Source organism: Paenibacillus sp. BK720 (assembly GCF_011761545.1).
GTDB lineage: Bacteria > Bacillota > Bacilli > Paenibacillales > Paenibacillaceae > Pristimantibacillus.
The window spans coordinates 487,263-511,456 of the sequence record NZ_JAASRQ010000003.1 but is presented as its reverse complement, the minus strand read 5'-3'; the positions used below and the strand labels follow the sequence as shown (position 1 = coordinate 511,456).

The following is a 24,194-nucleotide window of genomic DNA, read 5'->3' as shown; positions in this document are numbered from 1 at the left end:
TATAAAAAGGCGCCATTTCATTTGTTAAATGGCGCCTTTTTATTCTGCTTTACTGCAGCAGCCCGTCGAGCAGGCGAGCTAGCCCTACAGCCGCTTCCGCTCGGGTAACTTCCTTATCCGGAGCGAAGTTTCCGTTCCCGGTACCGTTCATCAAGCCGGAAACAAACGCTTTGTTAACCGCCTCAAGCGCCCAGCCGGAGATCGCGTTCATGTCGTTATATTGGTGTCCATCCGTCACGCCAACCGCCCCAATCTTAAGCTCGAAAGCTCTTACGATCAGAGCCGCCATCTCTTCCCGGCTGATCTTGTCGTTAGGCGCAAACGTATCCGAGTCGCGTCCTTGAATCAAGCCGGCTTTCGCGGCCGCCGCAACCGCAGCCGCACAATAAGCATCCGCATTTACGTCCGTAAACGGCAGACTATCCGCCGCCGGCAGCTCCAGTACCTTCGCCAGGACAACCGCGAATTCACCGCGCGTAATCGACCGGTTTGGCGTAAAATGCTCCGCATCCGTACCGTTAATAATCTGAAGAGCCGCAAGCTGCATAATCGCGTCGCTTGCCCATGAGCCATCCGGAACATCGGCGAAATGCTTCTCTCTCGTCAGCACCGCGTAGCTTCCCGGCTGAGCAATAAACGTCCGGATAACCGTCCCCGCCTTATCCGTGCGGCCGCCGGCATAGCTCCATCCGTCTTCCGCGCCGCCCATATAAATACCGGCAAGCTTTGGATTCAGCTCCTCGCTTACCGGGAGCTGCAACAGAACAGGGTATGCCCACTTCGTCAAAGGCTGTTTGGTGCCAGCCGCCGTCCACAAGCCAACTTGAATATTATAGATGCTTCCTGCTGCCTGCCATTCCTCGCCCGCTGCCCCAGGAACCGCTGCAGGACCATTGGCGGAAGTCAATGAGATATAAAGACTTGCTCCCGTGCCCTGCCCGCTTGCGGCGAGTAATCGGGAAGCGGCTCGCAGCGCGTCCGCACCTACCGTTAGAACCCCGTAGCCGATCTTAATCTGCAGATCGTTTGTCCCCAGCAGCTCGCCTGCCTGGAGCGGCAGCTTCAGCGCGGTTACGCCAGCCGGAGCGTTCAGCGCAACCGTACCTTGGCCCGTTGTCTTGAGCTGCCCCGCGGTCACTTCCCAAACCGTCTTATCCTGAGGCGTACCTGGATTAGACGGCCCGCTTGGCCCCGGATCCGTCGGATCTGTCGGATTTGTATCACCCTGATAGAGACCAATCGAGTCAAAATAAAGGATGCCGCTGCCAAGCGTGCCGTCCCCTTGATTGACGTAAAGCGAAAACTCCGTAATGGCGTTCAGATCCAGCGTGCCGTTGCCCGCCGTATTCCACGGGGCGTGCACAAACTGATCGAACGGCATCTTCAGCCCTTTTGCCTGCGTGCCAGTCAATGTCACGTAATACTCCCAAGTCTCGCCGTCCGATTCCTTGAACTGCACAACCAGCTTGCGGCCGGAACCGTCCGGCGTATACCAGAACCGGATGCCGTCCTCGCCGCTCCAATCGGACAGGCCGAGCGGCTTAGTAGCCCCGGCAAAGTTGGTTGCCGTATCCGGATACGAGTATTCGTACTTCAAGCCGAAACGACCGCTTTCCTTATGCTCGGCATCCGGCGTCATCGTCAGGCTGCCGCCCCATGGGTTGCGGGTGTACGACCCCAGAGCAACCAGCTCCCGGCCGTCATAATAATCGAAGTTGTCGATTACCGGAATGGTCGTCAGTCCAATATCATCCAAGCTCACCGAATACGTTCCGGCAGAGCCGCCGCCTTTATTCACGTAAATCGAGTACTCGGCTACGCTTGATACATCCATGACGCCATCCCCGGTTGACCACTGCGTACGGGTTAAGCCGGCAAGCGGAATCGTCACAAGCTGTTCCTCCGTACCCGCCATGCTTACCTGCGCTTCCCAGATATCGCCATCCGACTCTTTGAACTGGAAGGTCAGTCCATGGTTTGCTCCGTTAGGCAGCATCCAGAACTGCACGGCATTGCCGCCTTCGGACCAGTTCATGGCGCCAAGCGCCTTGTTCACGCCGGCATAACCAACTGCATCGGTTAACGTATAGTCCAGCTTCAGGGCGTAGCTGCCGCTTTTTTTCCATGCCGAATCCAGGGATGCCGCAATCCTATCGCCGCTTGCATTGCGCGCATAGGCCGCTCCGACAAGCGTTGCATTGCCTTGGTAATACTCGAACGTATCGATATCCTTCAGCTTCGCAGCCTTGATATCGTCCAAATAAATGGCGCCGGTACCGGCATCTCCCGCTCCGCGGTCCACATAGACCGAGAATTCCGCAATGGAGTTAATGTCGAGCCTCGAATTGTCCTTGCCGCTCCAGCTTGGCATCGCAAACAAATGGAAAGGAACGCTGACGGTCTGCGCGGCCGTACCGGAAGCTGCGATCTTCGCTTCCCAATACTCGCCGCTTGTTTCCTTCACCTGCACCGTCACGCCGCGCTTCCGGCCGTCCGGCTCCAGCCACAGCTGAATACCGTTGTTGCCGGTCCAGTCAATGCCTCCAAGCTGCTTCGTTACGCCGCCGAAGCTCTTGCTAGACAAATCATAAGCCAGCTTCAGTCCCAGTCCGCCTTCGCTCTTGTGTTCGGCATCCAAAGACAAGGTAATGGGGCCGCCATCCGAATTGACCGAGTATCCGGCAGCCAGCTTGCTGTTATCCCCGCCATAGCCTTCAAAGGTATCGATGGTCGGCAAGCGATAAAGCTTAATATCGTCAATCATTAAGGCCGTATCGCCAGCGGGACCGTCGAAATAAAGGCCAAATGAAGCGGCGCCGCTTAAGTCTACCGTTCCGTTGCCTTGTCCGGCATGGCTGCTCTTCCACCAATCCGGAATATAGAAGCTCCGGAACGGGAGCTGCACGAGGACCGGCTCATTGCCGCTGATGCGGGTATCCGATTTCCACACTTCGTTTTGCGTGCCCATGCCTTCGGTCAGCTGCAGCGTAAGGCCAACCTCCTTGCCGCCCGGATTCACCCACAGCTGGATGCCGCTGTTGCCGGACCAATCGGCGCCCGCGAGGTCCTTCTCCATGCCGCCCCAGCCTTTGCTGAGATCCGTAACCAGCTTCATGGCATAAGTGCCGTTCACCTTGCCTGCCGTATCGAGCGACAAGGTAACCGGCGAACCGTCCGCGTTCGCTTTATAAGCCGCGCGCAGTGCATTGTTTGAGCCCGTATAGCCTTCGAAATCATCGATAATCGACGATTTCTTCACTTCCGCCGGCGGATCCAGCTTCGCTCCGCCTACCCCGATCTGCAGGCTGCTGACCTGCGGATTCCAGCGCTGATCCTGATGGCTTTCCGGCACAACCGGAAATTCGAATTTCACATACCGCGTACCGGCCGGCAGCTGATAAGCGATATAGTCGGTTTTCGCCCAGTATCCTTCGCCCAGCTTGCTCGTCTTCACCACATTCGTAAATTCCGTGTAATCCGTTCCGTTCGCCGACGTGTAGAACCTGAAATCCGGTAGGACGTAATCTGCCGGGTTCTGCCTGGCGTATTCGTAGAATTTGAAATAGTTCATATCGCCGTCCGCTTTGTACGTAAACCACTCATGCTCGTTGGACGTACGGGACAGCCGCTTCGTATCGCCGCCGAAATATTCCGGCGTATCCGACGAGAGGCCAAGGTTAACGGAATGCGAATCCATCTTGAGGAAGTTGTTCAGGTCATCGGACAAAATCCCGTTTGCGATGCCGCCCTGCTGCACGGAATCCGGGAATGTAAGAGCCGAACCGTCATGCTCGTACTCAATGACCACCTTGCCCAGCTGCCCCGCCGCGGATGCCGCCGGATAGTCGATCCGCAGCACCTTTACGCCGTTTGCCAGTTCACCGGTCGTATACACCCGCTTTTTCCACGAGCCGCCCGACTCCGCCGCTTCCGCATCAATCGGCTCAAAAGCCAACCCGTCTACCGAAGCGGACAAACCAAAGTTTTGATCGCTGCTTGCCGAAGCGACATATCCTTCAACCGTCACGGACTTCACCTTAACCGGCGTGCCGTCTTCATGAAGCGGAATCGCGTATTGCACGCTTTGCTGATTATCGGCTGCTAATGCTTTGATACGGGATACATCCCCGCCAAAAGCGTCAGGATCGCGGCTTTCGTATTCGAGATCCGAGGTATGGCTGTACAGCTTCCCGAAATTGCGCATTTCGTCTTGAATGACATGCCTTGCGACAACCGGCCCCATAACGGCCGAGGGTGCGGATTCGCCCGCGCTGTTCTTTGCCGTAACCCGGTAGTAATAACTTTGACCCGTGACGGCGCCAGTATCGTCGAACAGCTGCGACTCCGCCGGCACCGCGTCATACACGTTCTCGCCAACAACCGCCCAGCCGCCGTCCGGCTGCTCCGAACGTTCAACCCGGTAAGACGACGCGCCAACCGAACCCAGCCAGCTGATCGTGGAGACGGAAGCAACTGGCAGCATAACGGGAGCATCCGGCTTCTGGAGCGCAGGCGGTTCCATGCCGCGGATTTCAAACGCTTTGTCCCGCAGCGCATTCAGCATATTCGTCTCGTCAAAGCCGTCGCCCGAAGGGAAGCCCGGCCAGCGGTACGCTCCGTAAAAGACGCCGTTAAACGTCGATTCGGTATGCGGGTAAAACCCTCCGTCCCGGCTATGATAACGAAGGCTCCAGATCATTGCGCCGGAGGTGCCGTTCTCGATCGCGTTATCGAGGAACGAACCAAGCTCGTTTGTCGGCTTGAAGCCAAATTCTCCAACGATAAACGGCTTTTTGCCCGCTGCCTTGTTCTTGTCGACGTTCACCTGGGAGGCATAACTCGGGTAATGATCCGGGTAGTAGTGATTGGAAACGATATCGATCGCGTCATCCGTCAGGGAAGCGTCGTCGATGCCGTATTTGCCGTCGAGCACGAGATGGTTGGCGTCGATGCTTTTAATATACGCCGCGATATCATGCGTCCAAGCCGAAGACTGAGGCACCAGCTCGTTGCCCGTCTCCCACGCGAGAATCGTTGGATCGTCCTTGTAGGCAACGCCGGTGAATGTATTCACCCGGTTCAGCGTATACGAAATAACCGATTTGAAGTCCGCGATCAGCTGCGGATCCGTCCAGAACGCGTCCTTGCTCTTGCCGCGGAAGGCCGCGTAGTCGGCAATCCCGCCCTGCCATTGATACTGGTCCACAAACGGGAGAATGAGATGAATCCCGTACTCTCCGGCCAGTTGAATCATTTTATCGTAAGCAACAAAGGCATCCTCGTTAAAAACCAGCTTGTCGTCCGAGCCTACGCCCATAATGTGGCGCACCATGCCGGCGGGATCATCCGCTTTGCGCACGGACAGCACATACGGCCTGGTCACCGTACCGCCCAGCTGGACAAGCGTCTTGAACGCATCCTCCTGCTCCCACTCGGTTGGCGTGCGCCAATAAATATCCTCTACCATCGATAGGGTTGGCACGTTGGCCGAAATAAACCGGAACTCCTGAGCCCCGTCCATCAGCTTATCGCCGCTGCGCGTAATGAACGGGGATACGGCTTCCGCTACGATTGGCTCGCCCGATTCCTCCGCGTATACTCTCGAGCCTTGTGTTCCGGGCATAACAACCGAAGCCGCTACGAGCACCGCGAGACCAAGTGACATCATCTTCTTGCGCATAAACATAGGTCCACTCCTTCAAAGGTCATTGAGACTTTCGTTATTTGACCGAACCGCTGACGATCCCGGAGAAGATAAAACGCTGCATGAAGAGATAGAGGATTGTCGTCGGAATAAGAATAATAAGCAGCGCCGCGCATACCACGTTCCACTGCGCGCTGTTGACGCCCACGAAATTCATCAGCCCCGTCGAAACGACCCGCAGCTTCTGCGACGGCATGTACAGATACGGAATATACATATCGTTGTAGATCGAGATGCTCTTCAGAATCACCGCCGTTGCCGTCGCCGGCGCGAGCAACGGGAATATAATCGAGCGGTAGATCCGGAAGAGCGACGCCCCTTCGATCATGGCATTCTCGTCGAGATCGTAGGGAATATGGCGGATAAACTGCAGATACAGGTAAATCTGAACCACATCCGTCCCGATGTACAGCAGCACCGGACCGTACAGGGAGTTGAACAGGCCCAGCTCTTTAATAATGCCGAAGGTAGCAACCTGCGTGGTAACGGACGGAATCAGCGTAGCCGCGACATAAGCGCCGAGAATCCAGGATTTCAGCTTGAAATTAAACCGTCCGAGCGCAAACGCTACCATCGTCCCCATCAGCACGTTGCCAAGAACGGACAGAACAAGAATCGTTCCCGTATTCATAAAAGCGTTCAGCATATCCCCGCGGTGGAACACCGTGGAGAAGTTATCCCAGTTGGCAAACGAGTGCGGGAAATCGAAAACGCCGGACTTGGCGTATTCCTCATTGCCCTTGAACGCATTCAAGACGACAACATACGGCGGGAACAAAATGACGAATACGGCTGCCAGCAGCACGGCGTATTTCAGGACGGCAGCTAACGTTCCAGAAGGCGAGACCGAGGCCGGTCGCGTGATAACGCTGCCGGTACGGTTTTTCAACGGAGCTTCCATGACCTAGTCCCCCCCTCGCAAAATGAGCTTCCGCTGCACAAAGATCACCAGCACCACGATAAACAGCAGCACCATCCCCATCGCCGAAGCGAGCCCGTAATTGCTGAAGTTAAAGGCCGTCTCCACGGTCTGGGTCACAAAGGTCTGGCTGGAGCCGGCCGGTCCGCCCTTTGTCATCACAAACGGCAGATCGAATACTTCAAGCGCGCCGCTGACCGTCAGCAGCATGCTGAGCTCCACGATTTTGATAATGCTAGGCCAGGTAATGTAGATGAAGGATTTGAACGGTCCTGCCCCGTCGATTTTCGCTGCCTCGTAAAGATCGCCGGGAATCGATTGCAAAGCCCCTAAATAAATCACCATATTAAAGCCCATAAACTTCCACGCCGAGATAAAAGCAAGCGAATAGTTGACGATAGCCGCATCTCCCAGCCAGCTCCGAATCCAGGATTCCAGCCCGACGGAGGTCAGCAGCGCATTCAGCGAGCCGTTCTGGGCGTCATAGACATAGGTGAACATGTAGGCGATAGCCACGCTGTTCATAATGTAAGGCAGGAAGAGCAGCACCCGGAACGCGTTGCGTCCTCTTAACCGCGAGTTGAGAAGCACGGCAAAAAATAACGCCGCGATGTTCTGGACGATTCCCCCGATGAAGTACACGAAGTTATGGGAGAGAACCTTGAAAATATCCGCATTCGTAAAAATTTCCTTATAGTTGCTTAAGCCTACCCAAGCCTTTGCCGGGCTGTAGCCATCCCACGAGGTAAAGCTGAGCCATGCCAGATAAAGCGCCGGATAGAAGGAAAATACCGCAAGCAGCAGCAGCGGAAGCGTGAGGAAGGAGATCAATATGACATAGCGCTGTACCTTGTAACTCATTGCAAACATCGGCAACCCTTCTTTACTCCTTGATAAGGAGGAAGAGAAAACGTTATCGATTCCGCGATAAGCATCTTCTCTTCCCGTTAACCGCTATGGACCTTATTTGCTTAAAGCCTTCTTGGCGTCCTTCCACTTCTTGTTGTAGGAATCAAATACGGTCTTCATGTCTTTCCCCATAATCGCGTCTTGGGCAAAAGCGCTTGTGTCGAACTGCATTTTGTTCGCAATCGCGAGGTAATCGTCGTTCTCGGCGGACATTTCGATTACCTTCGGATTGGTCGCCATAAATTCGTTCAGCTGAGCCAGCTTAGGCTTCTTGTCTTTCAGCACGGGGATGAAGCCCGCGTAATCGTCATAGCCGGATTCTTCGATCAGGAATTTGAGGAAGGCCTTTGCCGTTTCCGGATTTTCGCTGTTCTTATCAATACCGTAGTAGTAATCGGAAGCCAGAATAACCTTCGCTTCCCCGCTGTTATCCAGCGGCAGCGGGAAGAAGCCTACGTCCTCGGCAGCCGCGCCGTTGTCCACAACCTGCGGCACAACCCAGTTGCCAAGCAGGAACATCGCGATTTTGCCGGAAGCGACATCCTTCTTCGAGCCTTCCCAGTTCGTCGACATCAGGTCCTTCTCGACATAACCGCTGTCCACCATTTTCTTCAGGATGGAGAAAGCCTGCCAGTGCGGGCCGTCAACGGCAAACGGCTCATCCTGCGTTGCCATCGTGTTGTGCAGGGACGGGTCATTGGCGAAAATAAACGCCTCCTGATCCCAGCCGTACAGCGGCCATTTGTCCTTGAAATTTGTCGCGAGCGGGATGATGCCCGCCGCTTTCAGCTTCTCCGCATCCGCGTAAAGCTCGTCGAGCGTCTTAGGCGCTTCGGTAATGCCGGCTTGGGCAAATGCCTTTTTGTTATACGTGACGCCCATCGCGGCGCTGCCGGAGGAGATGCCGTACAGCTTGCCGTCCTGGCTGCGGTTGTCCTTGAAATAAATGCGGTCGTTCAAGCCAAGATCGTCAAGGGGCAGATAGAAGTTTGGCAGGTCCGAGTTTTTCACCGTGCCGGGGATCAAGCTGATGTCAGCGAGTTCATTGGACGCCATACGGATTTTCGTGGTTTGGTCATAGTCCTTGATGGCTTCGATCTCCACCGTTGCGTCCGGGTATTTCTCATGGAATTTGGCCGCGTAGTTTTTGAGCTCCGTGTCTACCAGGTCCGTCCGGTTGGTTGTGAACACGACCTTGCCCGCAATCTTCGGAGCCGCCGGCTCTTCGCTGGCTGCGGCGTTTGTTGCGCCGGCGTTGTCGGCCGCATTTGTTGCCGCGGCATTATCCGCTTTATTGTTGCTTGGCGATGCCGTTCCTTCGTTGTTGCCGTTATTCGAGCCGCATCCTGCTGCCATTGTCATCGCGAGGCCTAACACGGCCATGGCGGAAATCAACTGCTTCTTCTTCAAACTGGGTTCCCCCTCGAATATGTAGTGAATGCGCTTACTTACAAATCCGATTATAGAGAAAGCGCCTTCGCAATTTAATGTCGCGATTTTTTGTTTATGGTCTTGTTTTTGGAATTTTTTCAAAAGCCAGCTTCGGCAACCCGAGGAAGAACTATAAATTCCGGTACTCCTTTGGCGTAATGCCTACCATTTTTTTAAACACCTTATTGAAATAGATGGAATCCGGATAGCCGACCTGCTCGCCCACCTCGTATACCTTCAGGTCCATTCTCTTCTTGAGCAGCTCCTTCGCCTTCATCATGCGCAGCTGCAGCACATATTGCGTAATGGTCAGCCCCGTCTCCTGCTTGAATAGCGTGCTGAGATAGCTGGGGTTAAGGAATACATTCTCCGACAGCTCGGTCAGTTCCAGGTCTTTATCGTAATCCTGCTGGATCAGCTGCTTAACCGTCTCGATGACCCGATTGCCTCCTTCTTTGCGCAAGGAAGCAAGCTTGTATACCGAGAGCTCCAGCAGATGCTGGATCCGTTCCTTCAGCTCCGCCACGTTAAAAAAGTCGGCAACGGACTGGTAGACGCCCACGCCCGGCGGCGTCAGCTTCACCAGCTCATCCAGCAGACCGTCGGCCTTCTGCACGGCGGTATACAGCAGATTCGCCATAAACTGGACGAGGTCCGCATAAGGCGGCCGCACCCGCTCGATCTCCACGAACAGCTGCTGAACCGCCGTCCCCATGCCTTCGGCATCAAGCCGCTCGAGCGCCTGGGTAAACCCGCCCGTCAATAGCGCCGTAAAAAAAGCCGGCTCCGCGGGAGCGTTTGGTCCCTCCTTGCCCGTTACGACGGCAAACGCTTCGCGCTTGTAAATGCCGGCATAGGACAGCGCCAATGCTTCCCGGTAAGCAGCCAACGCAGCGGCGCTCCCTTTATAACTGCCGCTGATTCCGACGACAAACTTGCCTTTGGCGGCAAACTGCAGGTCGCTTATTAAACGAAGCGCTGACTTATGGGCTAGCCTGCATGTCTCTTCCTCCCTTGGAGAAGGAATCAGCAAGGCGATAACCTGCGCCTCCATCGCCACGCTTTCCATGCCTTCAGCCGCCATCGTTCTTCCCCACTCCAGCAGCTGCTCCTTCATGCCCTGATTCGAAGCCCGAACGGCAAGCACTGCGTAAGGCTGCTCGAATATAACAGGTGCGGAAGGCTCCTCCACGCCTGCGGATACGGGGGCATCCCTATCTCCGCCCAGCAGCCGGCGCAGCTGCTGCTCCCGCAGCAGGAGATCGCTCATTTGCGCTTTTTTGCTTAACAGCTGCTCCTTCTCTTTCTCCTGCTTCGCTGCCCTCAGCTCCTCATGAATATGAGACAGGTTCGCCAGCAGCTCCTCCTTGTCAACCGGCTTGATCAGATAATCCTTTACGCCGTACTGCATGGCGGTACGCGCATAATCGAAATCATTGTAGCCGCTCAAAATCAGACACCGCGTATCCGGAAGGCGGCGTCTTAATTCCTCTATGAATTGCAGCCCGTCCATATAGGGCATTTTGATATCGGTAATGACAACATCCGGCGTTAAACGGTCCAGCTCCTGGGAAGCCTCAAAGCCGTTCGAAAAGCTGCCGACAACCAGATACTCCTCGCTCAGCTTGGAAATGATCTTCTCCAGCCCGCGGCGGATCAGATCCTCATCGTCGATAATCATAATGCTCAGCATTTGTTATTCACCATGCTTTCTCGGAAGTTTTAAATAGACGGTTGTTCCTTCTCCCCACTTGCTCTCGATCTCCAGCCCATACGTCTCGCCGTAATGCAGCTTGATCCTTTCGTTGACATTGCGCAGGCCTACCCCGGTCTTGGAGCTTCCCGCCTCGCGGGTACCTTTCATGGATTGGCGCAGCAGATCGAGCGTCATGGCGTCCATCCCGGCGCCTTCGTCCTTAATCGAGAAGATAAGAAGCTGCTCCTTCCGCTCCGCCGACAAGCGGATCGTAACTTCGTTGGGCTTGCCCTCCATGCCATGGAGGATCGCATTTTCGACAATCGGCTGGAAGGTCAGCTTCATGACCGGGAAGGCCATCAGCTCTTGAGGGATATCGAAGGTGACGACAAAACGGTTGCTGAACCGGTAGCGAAGCAGCTGAAGATACCGTTCCAGATGCTGCAGCTCTTCTTTTAATTCAACCGTCTCCCGGCCCCGGTTAATGCTGTACCTTAACAGCTTGCCGAGCGTGAAGGTCATCTCCGCTACCTCTTCATCATCGTTAATCTCGGCGGTCATCCGGATGGTCTCTAAGGTGTTGTATATGAAATGGGGATTAATCTGGCTTTGCAGCGCCTCCAGGTCGGCCTCTTTTTTGCGGGACTGGATAACGTAAATTTCGGAAATGAGCTCCTTCATCCGCCTGAGCATGCGGTTAAATTCCGTGCCGAGAATGCCGACCTCGTCCTTCTGCTTCACGTCAAAGCTGACGTCCAGGTTGCCGCCGCGAACCGTACGCATCAGTTCCGTCATCTGACGGAGGGATCTGGTCATCATAAAAGCCAATATGACCGAGACCAGCAGCGCGAAGCTGATAATCGCGATCGTCGTCGTAAGCGTGACGTTCCGCGTCAGCTGGGCATCGTGATGCAGATAGTTAACCGGAACAAAGGCGAATATTTTCCATCCGGTATCTTTGGATACGGAGTAACTGCAGATGTAGGAGATGCCGTCGACTACGACATTGAAATTGCCCTGATCGCCGACGGCTTTCCGAATAACCTCGTTGCCCGTAATATTGGTAGCCGTCAGCACGTGATCGCTGTCATAGGCCACGTTGTTCCGGCCGTCAATGATAAGCGTCTTCCCGTTCGTTACCGTATTCAGCTCCTGCACGACATCCTCAATGACGCGAATATCGGCGTCCACCGCTACATAGCCGATTGTCTCCAGCGTGCCGATATCCCGGATGCTCCGCAGCACCGTGAACAGATATTGGGGCGTTCCGTTTGCGCGCATCACCCGCTGGGTCGGAATAATGACGGGGTCGCCGTTGCCTTGGACGGCCAGCTGCTTCCATTCCTCGTAATGGCTCATCATATCCTCGCGGATGGCATCCGTCTTGATTCGGTAGAAGACGTTGCCGTAATTATCGTAGAGATAGGCGGAATAGAGATTTTTCCTCATGCTGTCCAGCAGGCCGATGTAGAAGTCCATCTGGCGCTGCTTCTCGAGCGTCATCTCCTGATGGCTCATGTATTGCTGCATTTCAACCGAGTAAAGCGGGATTTTGCTCACGGTCATCATGTCTTCCAGATGGCTGTCCAGGTTCGCCTGCATATTGCTGATCAGCTCGGTGACGTAGTTTTTGGTATTCTTATTAATCGATTGGATGTAATTCTGGTAGGAAATAAACCCCGTAGCCGAGATAGGAATAATGATCAGAACCACGAATACGATAATGAGCTTCTTTTGCATGGTCATGCTGCTAAACCCGTTAATATGGAAAAAGCCACGTCCTATGTTCATTTGAGCAGGCTCCTGTCTTTCTATTATGTAAGCGTTTACTGTGATTCTGACACAGAGGCAGAGGAACAGGCAACCTTTTCTTCGCGTTAACCGGGAAGGCCTAAACATAGTGCAATAAACCTAAAAATTAGCCAATAGTCAAGAGACTGCGGATGGCGTTAGATTAGTAGCACGCGGCCTGCGTATTCCGTGCGGAAAGGAGGTAAAGCGTTTACATTTGTCCCAGGCCTTGCGTGCTTGGCTATCCATTGGCCACCCAAATTGAAGGAGGTTATCGTGTGATCACCACCAGATTCCGTATGCTCTCCTATGCTCTCGCCCTGCTTCTCGCCTTTATGTCTTTGCTGAGTCTCGTTGGTCCTCCAGCCAAAAAAGCTTCCGCCGCCGTCTCCGGCTTCGTTACCCGCTCCGGCAGCCAGCTGATGCTGAACGGCCAGCCGTTCCGCTACAGCGGCCCTAACATCTACTGGCTTGCCCTGGACGAGAATCCCGTCGAGTATCCGACCGAATTCCGCGTAAACAATGCCCTGCAGACGGCAAAAGAAATGGGCGCAACCGTTGTCCGCTCCCATGCCGCCATCTCCTTCGGATGTACGAAGTGTATTATGCCATCGCTAGGTACATACAACGAGACCGCTTTCCAGAAGCTCGATTACGCGATAAAAGCGGCCGGCGATGCCGGACTTCGCCTTGTTCTGCCTCTCATCGACCAATACGATTACTACCACGGCGGCAAAAAATCATGGACGCGCTGGTTCGGCTATCCCGACGACGGCATCAGCTACACCGGCTACGAGTTCTACAACAAGCCTGAGATTATCAGCGCCTTCAAGCAGCATCTAAGCGTTCTCCTCAACCGCACCAATACCTATACAGGCGTCAAGTATAAAGACGATCCGACCATTATGGCCTGGGAAACCGGCAACGAGCTGGGCTGGTACGACAATCCGACGGCCATGAAGAATTGGACGCAGGACATTGCCGATTATTTGAAAAGCATCGACAGCAACCATCTCGTCATGGACGGCACCTATGGCGTGAAGGATGCTCATCTTTCGATTTCGAGCGTGGACATCTACAGCGATCACTTTTACCAATGGCCAGCCGTTGGCGCCTGCTGCAAAGGCTTGTCGGTTACCGAGCTGAATACGCAGGCTAACAAGGTTCAAGCCGCCGGCAAAGCGATGGTTGTAGGCGAATTCGCCTGGAACCTGGAAACCTACGGTACCCTTGCGAGCTTCCTTTCGGCCATCGAAGCCCAACCGGCGATTGCCGGCAGCAACTATTGGGCGCTGTTCGGGCAAAACGACGATTACGGCTACAAGGTGCATAACGACGGCTTCACCATTTACTATCCGGGCACGACAACCGACATGCGGACAAAAGCCCAGCAGCTGCGCAACCACGCTTACGCGATGCGCGGTATATCGGTTCCTGCCGCCGGCGTCCCCGATGCGCCGCTCATTACAGGGCATCAGGCAAGCGGTGGCAAGGTTCAGCTGAAATGGAGAGGCGCGGCCGCAGCGGACAAATATACCGTTGAGCGCGCAACTGCCGGTGCAAGCGGACCATGGACCGTCGTGTGCAATCAATGCGCAACGGATACCAGCACGCCATGGACCGACTCGACCTCCGTCTCGGGCACGGCTTACTGGTATAGAGTAAAGGCTCATAATCTTGCGGGGGTTGCCGGCAGCTACTCTCCTGTCTATGCCACGGGCGGAACGGCTCTGCCTGCTCCGGGCGCTTTCACGCAATCGTCTCCGGCAAGCGGTGCAACGGGCCAAAGCGTGCTGCCGACATTCAGCTGGAATGCTTCCAGCAACGCCGCAAGCTATACGCTTGTTGTTGCGGATAACAGCTCCTATACAAGCCCGGTTATTAACGCGGGCGGACTTACTTCCACTTCCTATGCAGCGGGCTCCGCGCTTGCCTACAACAAAACGTACTACTGGAAGGTAACCGCCGTGAACGGCACCGGATCCACGGCGGCATCGAATGCCGGCCTAACCTTTACGACTGCCGCACAATCGACGTCGGCTGCGGTTGATTCGTTCGATTCGTACAGCTCGGACAGCGCGCTGCAAAGCGCTTATGTCCGCAATACGGACGGTGGCGCCTTGACGGTTACCCGGGATGCCGCGAACAAAAATGACGGCACTTACGGCATGAAATTTGCCTATACCATCGCGGCCTCTCCGGCCAACTTTGCAGGCGCAACCAAGCAGCTTGGCACGGCTGACTGGTCCGGAGCAACAGGCTTGTCGCTCTGGCTCAAGCCGGACGGGTCGAACCGGACCCTGACGATTCAGTTCAAGGAGACCAGCGGAGAGCTGTGGGAAACGTACTATACGTTGTCCGGCACAACCGCGGGTATCGTCAATCTGCCGTTCAGCTCCTTCAACCATCCGGGCTGGTACAGCGGCGGCAACGGCGTGAAGGACCTTAATACCGTTAAGGAATATAGTATCTACGTGAATCAGGGCTCCGGCACGACGGGCAGCAGCACCATTTATTTAGATGCGATTACAGCCGGCCAGGTTGGCGGGGGCACGCAGCCTCCAAGCGACGCCATCGACAGCTTTGACAGCTATGCTTCAAACAGCGCGCTGCAAGCCGCTTACAACATGAATTCGTCCGGCAGCGCGATTACGCCAACCCTGGATACGTCCCTAAAAAGCGATGGCACTAGCAGCATGAAATTGAGCTACAGCATTACGACAGGCGCCAACTATTCAGGCGTTATTCACCCGATTTCCGCCAGCTGGTCCGGCAAAACCGGCCTCTCTTTATGGGTAAAGCCGGACGGCTCCAACCGTACGCTGACCGTGCAGTTCAAGGAAGCCGGCGGCGAGCCGTGGGAGACGACTTACGCGCTCTCCGGCACAACGGCCACAACCATCCAGGTTCCTTTCAGCAGCTTTGCGCGCCCAAGCTGGTACAGCGGCGGCAACAGCACGCGCGATCTGGGCTCCATCGCCGAGATTAACTTCTACATTAATCAAGGCTCCGGCAGCACCGGCAGCAGCGCGATTAATATTGACGCGGTAAAAACGTATTAAGACGTTTATTATGATAAAAGCCCTCTCAAGCGCAGGCTAATTGCCGGCTTGAGAGGGCTTTTTTCCTCTTAAGATAATGTCGCGCATAAAAGCAGGGTCCCAACGCTGCCCACCCATAACATAGGCGCGCAGTTTGTCAGTATCGCCGCCCTTTTGTAGCCCCGATGAAGAGTCATTCTATATGACCTTAATAGTTTGCTACGCGGAAAAAATATCCTTTTCCTTATTTTCAGGAATGTTCTCTCCGTTCCTTCCGTATATTTAGATGGCTATCCATCCTAAATTTAAGATGACGCTTTCGACGCAAGAATCATCCTAACAGCCTTAAAGCGGCTGTTTGAGTGATAATTCTTTTTAGGAGGTACATATGAACACATCGTACTCGGAACTGCGGGCCAGAGCGAGAGAAAGCCTGAGAGGCAATTGGGGAAAAGCGATCGGAGGCTTTCTGCTGGCCATATTATTGGCGGCCGTTATCGGTCTGATCAATTACTTGATCCCGGTACTCGGCAATGTGATCAGCTTCCTGATCAGCGGCGCCATCTCACTTGGACTCATCAGCTTCTATCTGGGCATTGCGAGAAAAGAAAATCCGCCTGTATCGGAAGTCTTTAGCGGCTTCGCCCACTTTATTAAAGCGTTCTGCCTGTACTTTATGATCGGACTATTTACTTTTTTATGGACGCTTTTGTTAATCATTCCGGGGATTATTGCGTCGTTCCGCTACTCGCAAGCGTTTTTTATTCTGCGGGATAATCCGGATATCGGCGTTCTTGAAGCCATCAACGAAAGCAAACAAATCATGAAGGGCAATAAATGGCGCTACTTCGTGCTGCAGCTGACCTTTATCGGCTGGGCGATCCTGGCCGCGATTCCTTTTGGCCTGGGTTTTCTATGGCTGTGTCCATACATCAGCGTTACGCAGGCTCACTTCTATGATGAAGTAACCGGCAGAAACTCGCCTCCAGCCCCTGATTCGTTCTAAGTAACTAAATAACGAGAAGAAGACAGCACGGCATGCGCTGTCTTCTTCTTGTTTAATCGGAGAAATTGCTCGGTTGAAAATCAAACACCCAAGGTCCCCGAAGGACGACATCAGGACGGTTGATATGCAAAGTTAGGTGCTTGCTCCCCGGTTCTATCGTGCATTCCAAATACTCCACTTCGCCTGTACCTTCTTTTAGCCTCGCCATTCCGCTTTCTTCAGCACCAATCATATAAAGCGATGAAGGCGCCTGCTTGTCATAGTGGAAATCCGTATACACCCTAAGTGTCGTTGGGGAGGTTTTCTCCACCCGGGTAATCGTGACGGGGTACCCTGCAATTTCAAAGGTTTGATTGAGGTTGTTAGTTGTTTCGGCCGGCACTTTTACCTTGACCTCATCTTGGTATTCAACGTTTATTTCCGGAATCGTAAGGGTATAGGATTCATCTGGCGCGCGGCCAAGAGGAAAATACAACTCGCCTTGGGGGCTGCTCAAGCCTTGAATCGTTGTAATCTCCAGCTTTTTGCCCGCTTTGTTTACGACATGCAGCTTAAGGCTTTCATCATGCATGTAGACGCCGTGAATTCCGTAATCGATAATACGGAAATCCTGTCGTGGCGGAGCAATTATAGACACCCTTGCTTTTCCATCTACCTTATCCGTAATAGCCGTGATTGACAGTCCGTTTACTGTAGAGGTTAGACCAAGCTCGGAATAGCTGTCGAAGGACTCTGCCTTCGTTAAATGAATAGGTACTACCACCGGAGCTTCTTCCCCCATCATCAGCTTGATATCCCCCTGTACATCCAGTTCTCCTTTATGCCAGAAAGAAGACGTCCAGACCGTTCCGCCCCAAGAAGCCATAGAGGTATCAATCTTAAAGGCTTCACCCTGAGCATTAACAAGAGTAACGTCCTTCAATCTGGTTGTATTTTGCCCGGTCATCGTTAGATAGGTCATTTCATGGTCGGACATCATGCCTTTTATAATAATGGTCCCCTCTTTCCCAACCTTTACGGTAATGGGCTTGCTCAGGATATAACGTTCTTCCGGGGATTTCTCTTGTTTCACCATTCCCGTACCAGGGATAAACTGCAAGGCATTCTGAATAGCCGCCCATACCTTCGTATGGTTAACTAATGCCGTAGATAATAGAAGGACAATAATGACAGCAGCAATAGAAGTCCAGCCCCGCCTTATTCGCTTTGCCTTCCGCCCTTCTCTTCCTGCTTGCTCTATACCAAGGCGTGCCCTGTAACGAAGCTGCTCAGAAGGGATGGGAATGGTCTGCATTTGCTGCTTTATTTTATCGGAGCCCGTATCCATAATCTCCATCCTCCTCTACCCGTTTCCTTAGCTTTTTCAACGCCCGATACAGCAAGGTCTTTCCCGTGCCTAGCGGTATATCCAATACTTCCGTTACTTCCCGGATCGTAAGATCATAATAATATCTTAGAATAACGACGCTTTTCTCCTCCGGCTCCAAAGCCTCCACCAGTTCCTTTAACGTAATCGACAACGTAAAATCTTCCTCATCGCTGACGGTTATCGACTCCAGATACTCCGGCCTCCATTGCATTTGTCTCTTCCGTTTGCGCAGCAGATCGATTGAGCAGCTTATCGCAATCTTGATGAGCCACGTTTTGAAATAAGCAGGCTCCTTCAGCTTGCGTATCCCCTTGAATGACCGATACGCAGTCTCCTGCATGACATCCAACGCATCCTCTTCGTTCCCCACATGCACGTAAGCTGCTCTATACAAATCCTCTTCATACTGCTGAAAAAGCTTCAAGTACGCAGACTCGTCGCCGTGCTGCGCCATTTTCACCAAATCAATAATGCCTCTCACCTGCTTCGCTTTAACCTCTTCTATAAATTAGACGCATAAGCGTTTCGTTTGGCTTTAACATAAGAAAAATTCCAACCGGGCAATGCACCTTCGCGGTAGGCGGCTAACTCTAACGAAACTGTAACACGCTATTCCAGCAAAATGGAGCATTTAGAAATTCTCGGGCGGTGTCGGACGGCGACTATTCGTGTATCAGGTTGCAGCCAGCCCCCTAATGCCATACGGCGTAACTATAGCAAAAAAAACAGATTCCCTCTGGGAAATCTGGTCTTCCACTCACTCACTCGCTCGCTTGTTAGCCCACCATCGGCGCGGTCTCCGCATGCGTGCCCTCTACCGGGTTGCCTTCTTTGCGCCAGTACTCGATACCGCCGATCATCTCTTTTACTTTGAAGCCTAGGCCGGACAAGCGCGCTGCGCCTTTCGTGCCGCCGTTGCAGGCCGGGCTCCAGCAGTAAACGACGATGAGCTGCTCCTTCGAGAACGAAGCCGTTGTTTCCGCCGTCATCTCTCTGGAAGGCAGGTTAATCGCCCCCGGAATACGACACTCGGCATACGCTTTTGGGCTGCGTACGTCAATCAGCAGAAAGTCGTCGAGGCCATGCTGCATATCGTAGTACACATCCGCCACGTCCGTCTCAACGGACAGCTTGTTCATATAGTGGCGATGCGTAGCTTCCGGTGCGGCGGCGGGAGTTTCAAGGACGAGCGAAAAGGGTTGGGTTGTCATAACGAGTACCTCCAGTTAGGGATTTGCCAAATGCCTTGGCTTGTTGAATTCAATATAGCATGATCCCTAACAACGGAGTTATCGATGGTTTTCGATGGCATACTTCAATGATTCCGATGATTGCCCCCGCCCATTAAATCCACGAAGCCAAGAAAGGCTTTGGACTGCCATTTCTTCTTCGAATAAATCAGCTGGGTGTAGAATCTGCAGTCAGGATGGTTAAAAGGCAATGCAATCAGCTGCTGCTTCCGAATTTCCTCGGCAGCCGCGATACGCGGCAGCAAGGCAACGCCAAGGCCATATACCACGCATTGCTTGATAGCCTCCATATTCCCGAATTCGTAAGAAGGCTTGCTGTCAATCTCGCCGTCCCGCAGCACTTTGAGCAGCATCGCCCGGTACGTGCAGCCATCCTCGGTCAGAATAAGAGGTTCTCCCGATAAATCCTCTGCCCGGACCTCGCTTAATGCCGAGAACCGATGCTCGGGACTCGCGATAATAACAAGCTCCTCTTCTCTCAACACCTGCGTATGGAGCTCCGGGTCCGAGAACGGCGGGTCCAGAATAACTCCTACATCCAGCGTCCCTTCTTTAACGGCTTCTATAATAACAGGTTCATTCCCCGGCTGCAGCATGATGCTGATATCCGGATACTGCTGGCGGTAAGCCTGCAAATACGGCGGAAGATAGTAGGCTGCCAGCGTCTCGATCGTCCCGATGGACAGGGTCCCTTTGGACTGCTTCGACACGACTTCCTTCGATTCTTCGTGGAGCCGGATGACTTCCTTCGCGTAAGGAAGCAATGCTTCACCGGCTATGGTCAGCCTCATGCTTCGGCCAAACCGTTCGACTAACACGGCTCCGTACGACTCCTCCAGCCGCTGGATTTGCGTCGTAATGCTGGACTGGGCATAACCCAGAATTTCCGCCGCGCGGGTGAAGCTCCCGTGCTTTGCGACCTCGCAGAAGGTTTTCAAATAGGTCAATTCCACGCCGGACACCTCCTTTTCCCAAAAGCCGGCTAATTCCGTTTCCGATACTGGTTCGGGGGCAGACCCGTCGTTTTCTTGAACGCGGTGCTGAAATAATGCTGCGACTCATAACCCGTCTTCTCGGCGATTTCATGAATAGCCAGATCCGTCTCGTTCAGCAGCCGAATCGCTTCCTTCATCCGGGCGGCTGTCAGCATGCTGATAAAAGAAGTCCCCATCTCTTGCTTAAAGATACGGCTCAGATACACCGCCGATACGTTCAGCTCGCCCGCGATTCCCTCAAGCGACAAGTCCCGGTCTTCAAAGCGGCCCGCAATAATCTCCTTCGTCCGCCGGACAAAGGGGCTAAGCTTCGTCTCCCGGTTAACCGAAGCACGCGCCTCCGCATACAGCGACGGTACGTCCCCGGATGAACCAGGCTGGTAGCTGGCCACGATCTCAATCTTCAAATAGCCCGCCACATCCGCCTCAATCTGCCGAAAGACCGCTTCCTGCGGCTTGCCCCAGATCAGAACAACAATTAATCCTACTTTATCCCGGAAGTGAACGGAAGTAAACGGCTCAAGATGCTCTTCCATAATATTCTCGATGGCAAACAAGAGAAGCTGGCGGTCCTTCTCGGAGAAAAACGCCTTGCCCTTCGACTGCTCCGGCCACCGGATGACGCCTACATAGTCCGGTTCCTCGCCCGGCATCCGAAGGAACGAAAGCTGCTCGCGAATCTCCGCTTCTCCAAGCTCCCCCTTGATCCATTCGAGGCAAAACCTTTCCCGGAGCAGCGCGAAGTTTTTATCGATCTGCTTGGAAGCCATCTGCAGGAGCTCTTCATTAACGGTCGTTTCCTCCAGCTTTTGAACGACTCTCGCCAGCACTTCTCCCAGCATATCGGGATTTACCGGCTTAAGAATATAATCGTCAACCTCCAGCTTAATGGCTTCATAGGCATAATTAAATTCATCATGACCGGTAATAATGACGATCTTGCATTTGGGAAGCTGCTGACGAAGGTGGCTGATCAAGGCGAGGCCGTTCATTATGGGCATGCTCAAATCGACGAGCAGAATATTCGCCTGCTTTTCCACGGCCAGCTCCAGCGCTTCCTCCCCGTCCTCGGCTTCCCCAACGACCTCCAGCCGCAGGTCCTCCCATGGTATGGAGCTGCGGATTCCTTCCCGGATAATGGACTCATCATCCGCGATTAACACCTTCCATATGCGTGTCATGCGTACCCTGCCCCTTCCGATGAATAATAGGATGCTTAATGATTACCGTTGTCCCGGCTTTCTCTTTGCTCTCAATGGTAATGCCATAGGTCTCGCCAAAGCTTAGCCGGATCCGCTCCTGCACGTTTCGGAGTCCATAGCTGGCCGCTTGCCCCTGTCCTTGCTGACGCTCTTCGGCTGTCCTCTGCGCTGCGCTTGCTTCATGAACCGCAGGTGCGGCCTGAAGCACGGCGCGCAGCGCTTCGAGTCTGGCCTCCGTCATCCCCGCTCCGTCATCTTGGATAACCAGCTCCATAATCTCTTCGCTAATAATGGCGCGGATCGTAATCATTCCCGGCCCGCGTCGTTCCTTAATGCCGTGATAGATCGCGTTCTCGACAAGCGGCTGAAGAATTAGCTTCAGCACGAACAAGTCGTCGAAGCTTCCGTCTACTTCGATGTTATAGTTCAGCTTATCTTTATAGCGGGTTTGCTGGATTTTCAAATAGCTCCGGATATGCTCGATCTCATCGGTGAGCGGTATCATCTCCTGGCCTTTGCTTAGCCCGATCCGGAACAGCTTGGACAAAGCCTCCACCATCTCCGTCGCTTCCTTCGCGCCGTCCTTGCGGGCCAGCCACTGGATCGTATCGAGCGTATTGTACAGAAAATGCGGCTGAATATGGGCCTGCAGGCTGCGCAGCTCCGCCTCCCGCTTAAGCCGCTGCTCCGCCCACACCTGCGAGATCAGCCGGGTCATCTGCGACAGCATCTTGTTAAAGCTGCGGCCGAGCAGGCCAATCTCATCCTCCCGCTCCTCCGGAATGCGAATGCTCATATTGCCCTCCTCCACCTTGCGCATGAAGGAGGCCAGCTGCGAGATCGGCCGGGAAATCGAATGAGACAGGTAATACGATGCGGCAATGCCAAGCATGCACACGATAAACACGAAGGTAACGAGGTACAGGTTAATGTCCTTAATCTCCTGCACGCTGTCTTGAACGGCAAAGACCCCAACGGTCGTCCAATTGGTGAAAGAGGATTTCTGATAAATAAACTGCAGCTTCTGGCCCCCTACCGTTTGAGCGAACATACCGGATAGCTGCTGTCCGGGCAGCGCCACGCCCAAACTTCCGACCTTGGAGTTTTTGGGTGCGTAAATGCTCTCGCCCTTATCGTCGATAACCATCAAATAACCGGATTTTCCAAGCCGCACATCCCTAACCGTCTCCGCGATGACCCTCAGCTTAAGATCAATAAGAACAACGCCCAACGTCTTCTGCGTATCCGGATCCTGAATGGCGCGGACAACCGAGACCACCTCGCTGTCCTTGTAATTGGAATGGGTGGTCACGTTCCGGTTGGCCGGATGGCCGATAATTTTGAAGATTCCTTTGGCCTGAACCGCCTCCCGATACCAGGACTCCTTCGCCAGACTGTCGCCCGTCCGGGCATACATCTCGTTGCTGAAATAATCGCCGCTCGGCCGTACAACGATAATGCCCGCAACCTCCGAGTAAAGCGAGGTAAAGCCCTGCAGAAACTTGGACATGCGGTATTCCTCACGGTCGTCGTCGATAGCCTCCTTGCCCTCGCTCAAGAAGGCCTGAATGTCCGGATTCATCGAGATAAAATAGGAGATATTCTGAATATTGCCCGCGTAATAATCCAGCGACTTGTTCACGTTGTCGATAAGCTGCATCGTATGGCCGTTGACCTGTTTTTCGACAATGCCGTTAACGATCCACCCCATTAATAGTCCAATAACAAGGGAAGGCAGAATGCTGATCAGCAGGAAGTGCAAAATAAGCTTGTATCGGATAGACCAGTTGTTCAGCTGGAAGCTCTTCTGAAGCTGTTTGAGTATCATGGTTAGCGCTCCCCTTTACCGGTTACTTGGCATAAAACTGGTCTACGTCATCCGGGGTTACTACCGTAATGCCGGTATCGATGTTCGTCGGCAGCGGCGGAATGCTGGAATCCCCCTTATCCTGCGACATCGGATTCACGATGTGGTTGCGGAGATGGAACAGCTGCATAAGCGACCAATACCCCATGTTCCATGTGCCCTGCGCCAACGTCGCCGAAATCGTGCCGCTCTTGACCATGTCGAGCGTTCCTTTATCCGTGTCAAAGCTGATGATTTTGACCTGATCCAGCTTGTTTAGACGCAGAATGGCATTGCCCGCGCCAACCCCGCCGTTCGCTTCCGTTACGAAAATGCCGCTTAGGTCCGGGAATCTGCCAAGCAGATCGCGCGCCTTCTGCTCCGATATCATCTGATCGCCTTTGCCGTCGGCAATCCCGATCAGCTGAAGATCGGGAAATTCCTTCTCCAGCGTCTCCTCAAAGCCCCTTGTTCTTTCTTGATGGTTTAATTGATTAGGCAGCGTAATGACGCCAACCTTGCCGGCCCCGCCCGTCAGCTCGGCCATCTTCCGGGCTGCCGTAACCCCGGCGTTATAGTTATTGGTTCCGATGTAGGAATAAGCTTTGCTTCGCGGAGCGTCCGCATCGAACATCACAACGGGAATGCCTGCTTCCACCGCTTTATTAATCGCCGGATTCAGAGCCTCGGAATCGATGGCGCTTACGGCTATTCCGGCAGGACTCCGCGCAATCACCTGCTCGAGCACCATCACTTCCTCCTGCACGTCGTATTGCGTGGAGCCCCGGTATTCCACCGATACGCCAAGCGCCTCCGCCGCGTCCTCGAAGCCTTTCAGCCCGTTTTTCCAATAGTCGATACCCGCCAGAAAATTCACCATTACGTACTTCTCGTCGAGCGTACCGTGCAGCCCTTCGGGCTCATCCAGCAGTGCGCTGTTGTCTTCCTTGACGAATACCATATACAAATAGGCCATCAGCGTCCCAATCAGCACGATATAGACGAGCAACAGCTTCTTCACCCGGATCCCCCCTC

At 53.9% G+C, this 24,194-nt stretch carries 15 protein-coding genes; 2 read left to right on the top strand and 13 right to left on the bottom strand.

Annotation, left to right across the window (positions count from 1 at the left end):
- Positions 1-49: 49 nt before the first annotated feature.
- From FHT67_RS14355 to FHT67_RS14330, 6 genes are all read right to left on the bottom strand, one after another.
- Positions 50-5,680 (bottom strand): S-layer homology domain-containing protein, encoded by a 5,631-nt coding sequence (locus FHT67_RS14355; RefSeq protein WP_167199231.1) that lies wholly within the window; start codon positions 5,678-5,680, stop codon positions 50-52.
- Between the two features lie 40 nt (positions 5,681-5,720).
- Positions 5,721-6,605 carry a carbohydrate ABC transporter permease gene (locus FHT67_RS14350; protein WP_243711723.1) on the bottom strand — a complete coding sequence of 295 codons (885 nt, stop codon included), beginning with the start codon at positions 6,603-6,605 and terminating at the stop codon, positions 5,721-5,723.
- 3 nt (positions 6,606-6,608) lie between these two features.
- Positions 6,609-7,493: a carbohydrate ABC transporter permease gene (locus FHT67_RS14345; RefSeq protein WP_132309904.1), complete on the bottom strand. Its 885-nt coding sequence runs from the start codon at positions 7,491-7,493 to the stop codon at positions 6,609-6,611.
- A gap of 93 nt (positions 7,494-7,586) precedes the next feature.
- Positions 7,587-8,942: an ABC transporter substrate-binding protein gene (locus tag FHT67_RS14340; RefSeq protein ID WP_167199228.1), complete on the bottom strand. Its 1,356-nt coding sequence runs from the start codon at positions 8,940-8,942 to the stop codon at positions 7,587-7,589.
- A gap of 151 nt (positions 8,943-9,093) precedes the next feature.
- Complete coding sequence (locus tag FHT67_RS14335) at positions 9,094-10,656, bottom strand: response regulator transcription factor (RefSeq protein ID WP_167199225.1); 1,563 nt, start codon at positions 10,654-10,656, stop codon at positions 9,094-9,096.
- A gap of 3 nt (positions 10,657-10,659) precedes the next feature.
- Entirely contained in the window at positions 10,660-12,450 is a 1,791-nt protein-coding gene (locus FHT67_RS14330) for a cache domain-containing sensor histidine kinase (RefSeq protein WP_167199223.1), read from the bottom strand.
- Between the two features lie 278 nt (positions 12,451-12,728).
- Between FHT67_RS14330 and FHT67_RS30515 the strand changes: the two genes are divergently transcribed.
- Both FHT67_RS30515 and FHT67_RS14320 read left to right on the top strand, forming a co-directional pair.
- Complete coding sequence (locus FHT67_RS30515; protein WP_167199220.1) at positions 12,729-15,512, top strand: carbohydrate binding domain-containing protein; 2,784 nt, start codon at positions 12,729-12,731, stop codon at positions 15,510-15,512.
- Between the two features lie 367 nt (positions 15,513-15,879).
- Complete coding sequence (locus FHT67_RS14320) at positions 15,880-16,497, top strand: DUF975 family protein (protein ID WP_132309894.1); 618 nt, start codon at positions 15,880-15,882, stop codon at positions 16,495-16,497.
- Between the two features lie 52 nt (positions 16,498-16,549).
- Here FHT67_RS14320 and FHT67_RS14315 read toward each other — a convergent pair whose 3' ends face one another.
- The 7 genes from FHT67_RS14315 to FHT67_RS14285 form a co-directional block, all read right to left on the bottom strand.
- Positions 16,550-17,824: a hypothetical protein gene (locus FHT67_RS14315; protein ID WP_132309893.1), complete on the bottom strand. Its 1,275-nt coding sequence runs from the start codon at positions 17,822-17,824 to the stop codon at positions 16,550-16,552.
- The gene (locus FHT67_RS14310; protein WP_132309891.1) at positions 17,805-18,347 is read right to left on the bottom strand and encodes a sigma-70 family RNA polymerase sigma factor; all 543 of its coding nucleotides are present in this window, start codon (positions 18,345-18,347) and stop codon (positions 17,805-17,807) included. Before FHT67_RS14310 ends, FHT67_RS14315 begins: the two co-directional genes overlap by 20 nt.
- A gap of 295 nt (positions 18,348-18,642) precedes the next feature.
- Positions 18,643-19,077, bottom strand: coding sequence for a rhodanese-like domain-containing protein (locus FHT67_RS14305; RefSeq protein WP_167199217.1), 435 nt, complete (start codon positions 19,075-19,077; stop codon positions 18,643-18,645).
- A 104-nt stretch (positions 19,078-19,181) separates the two neighbouring features.
- Positions 19,182-20,069 (bottom strand): LysR family transcriptional regulator, encoded by an 888-nt coding sequence (locus FHT67_RS14300; protein WP_132309887.1) that lies wholly within the window; start codon positions 20,067-20,069, stop codon positions 19,182-19,184.
- Between the two features lie 29 nt (positions 20,070-20,098).
- Positions 20,099-21,292 carry a response regulator gene (locus tag FHT67_RS14295; RefSeq protein ID WP_167199214.1) on the bottom strand — a complete coding sequence of 398 codons (1,194 nt, stop codon included), beginning with the start codon at positions 21,290-21,292 and terminating at the stop codon, positions 20,099-20,101.
- Positions 21,258-23,141 carry a cache domain-containing sensor histidine kinase gene (locus tag FHT67_RS14290; RefSeq protein ID WP_167199211.1) on the bottom strand — a complete coding sequence of 628 codons (1,884 nt, stop codon included), beginning with the start codon at positions 23,139-23,141 and terminating at the stop codon, positions 21,258-21,260. The genes FHT67_RS14295 and FHT67_RS14290 overlap by 35 nt, the downstream gene beginning before the upstream one ends.
- 22 nt (positions 23,142-23,163) lie before the next feature.
- A complete protein-coding gene (locus FHT67_RS14285; protein ID WP_167199208.1) occupies positions 23,164-24,180 on the bottom strand; it encodes a substrate-binding domain-containing protein in 1,017 nt (338 codons plus the stop codon).
- Positions 24,181-24,194: the final 14 nt, after the last annotated feature.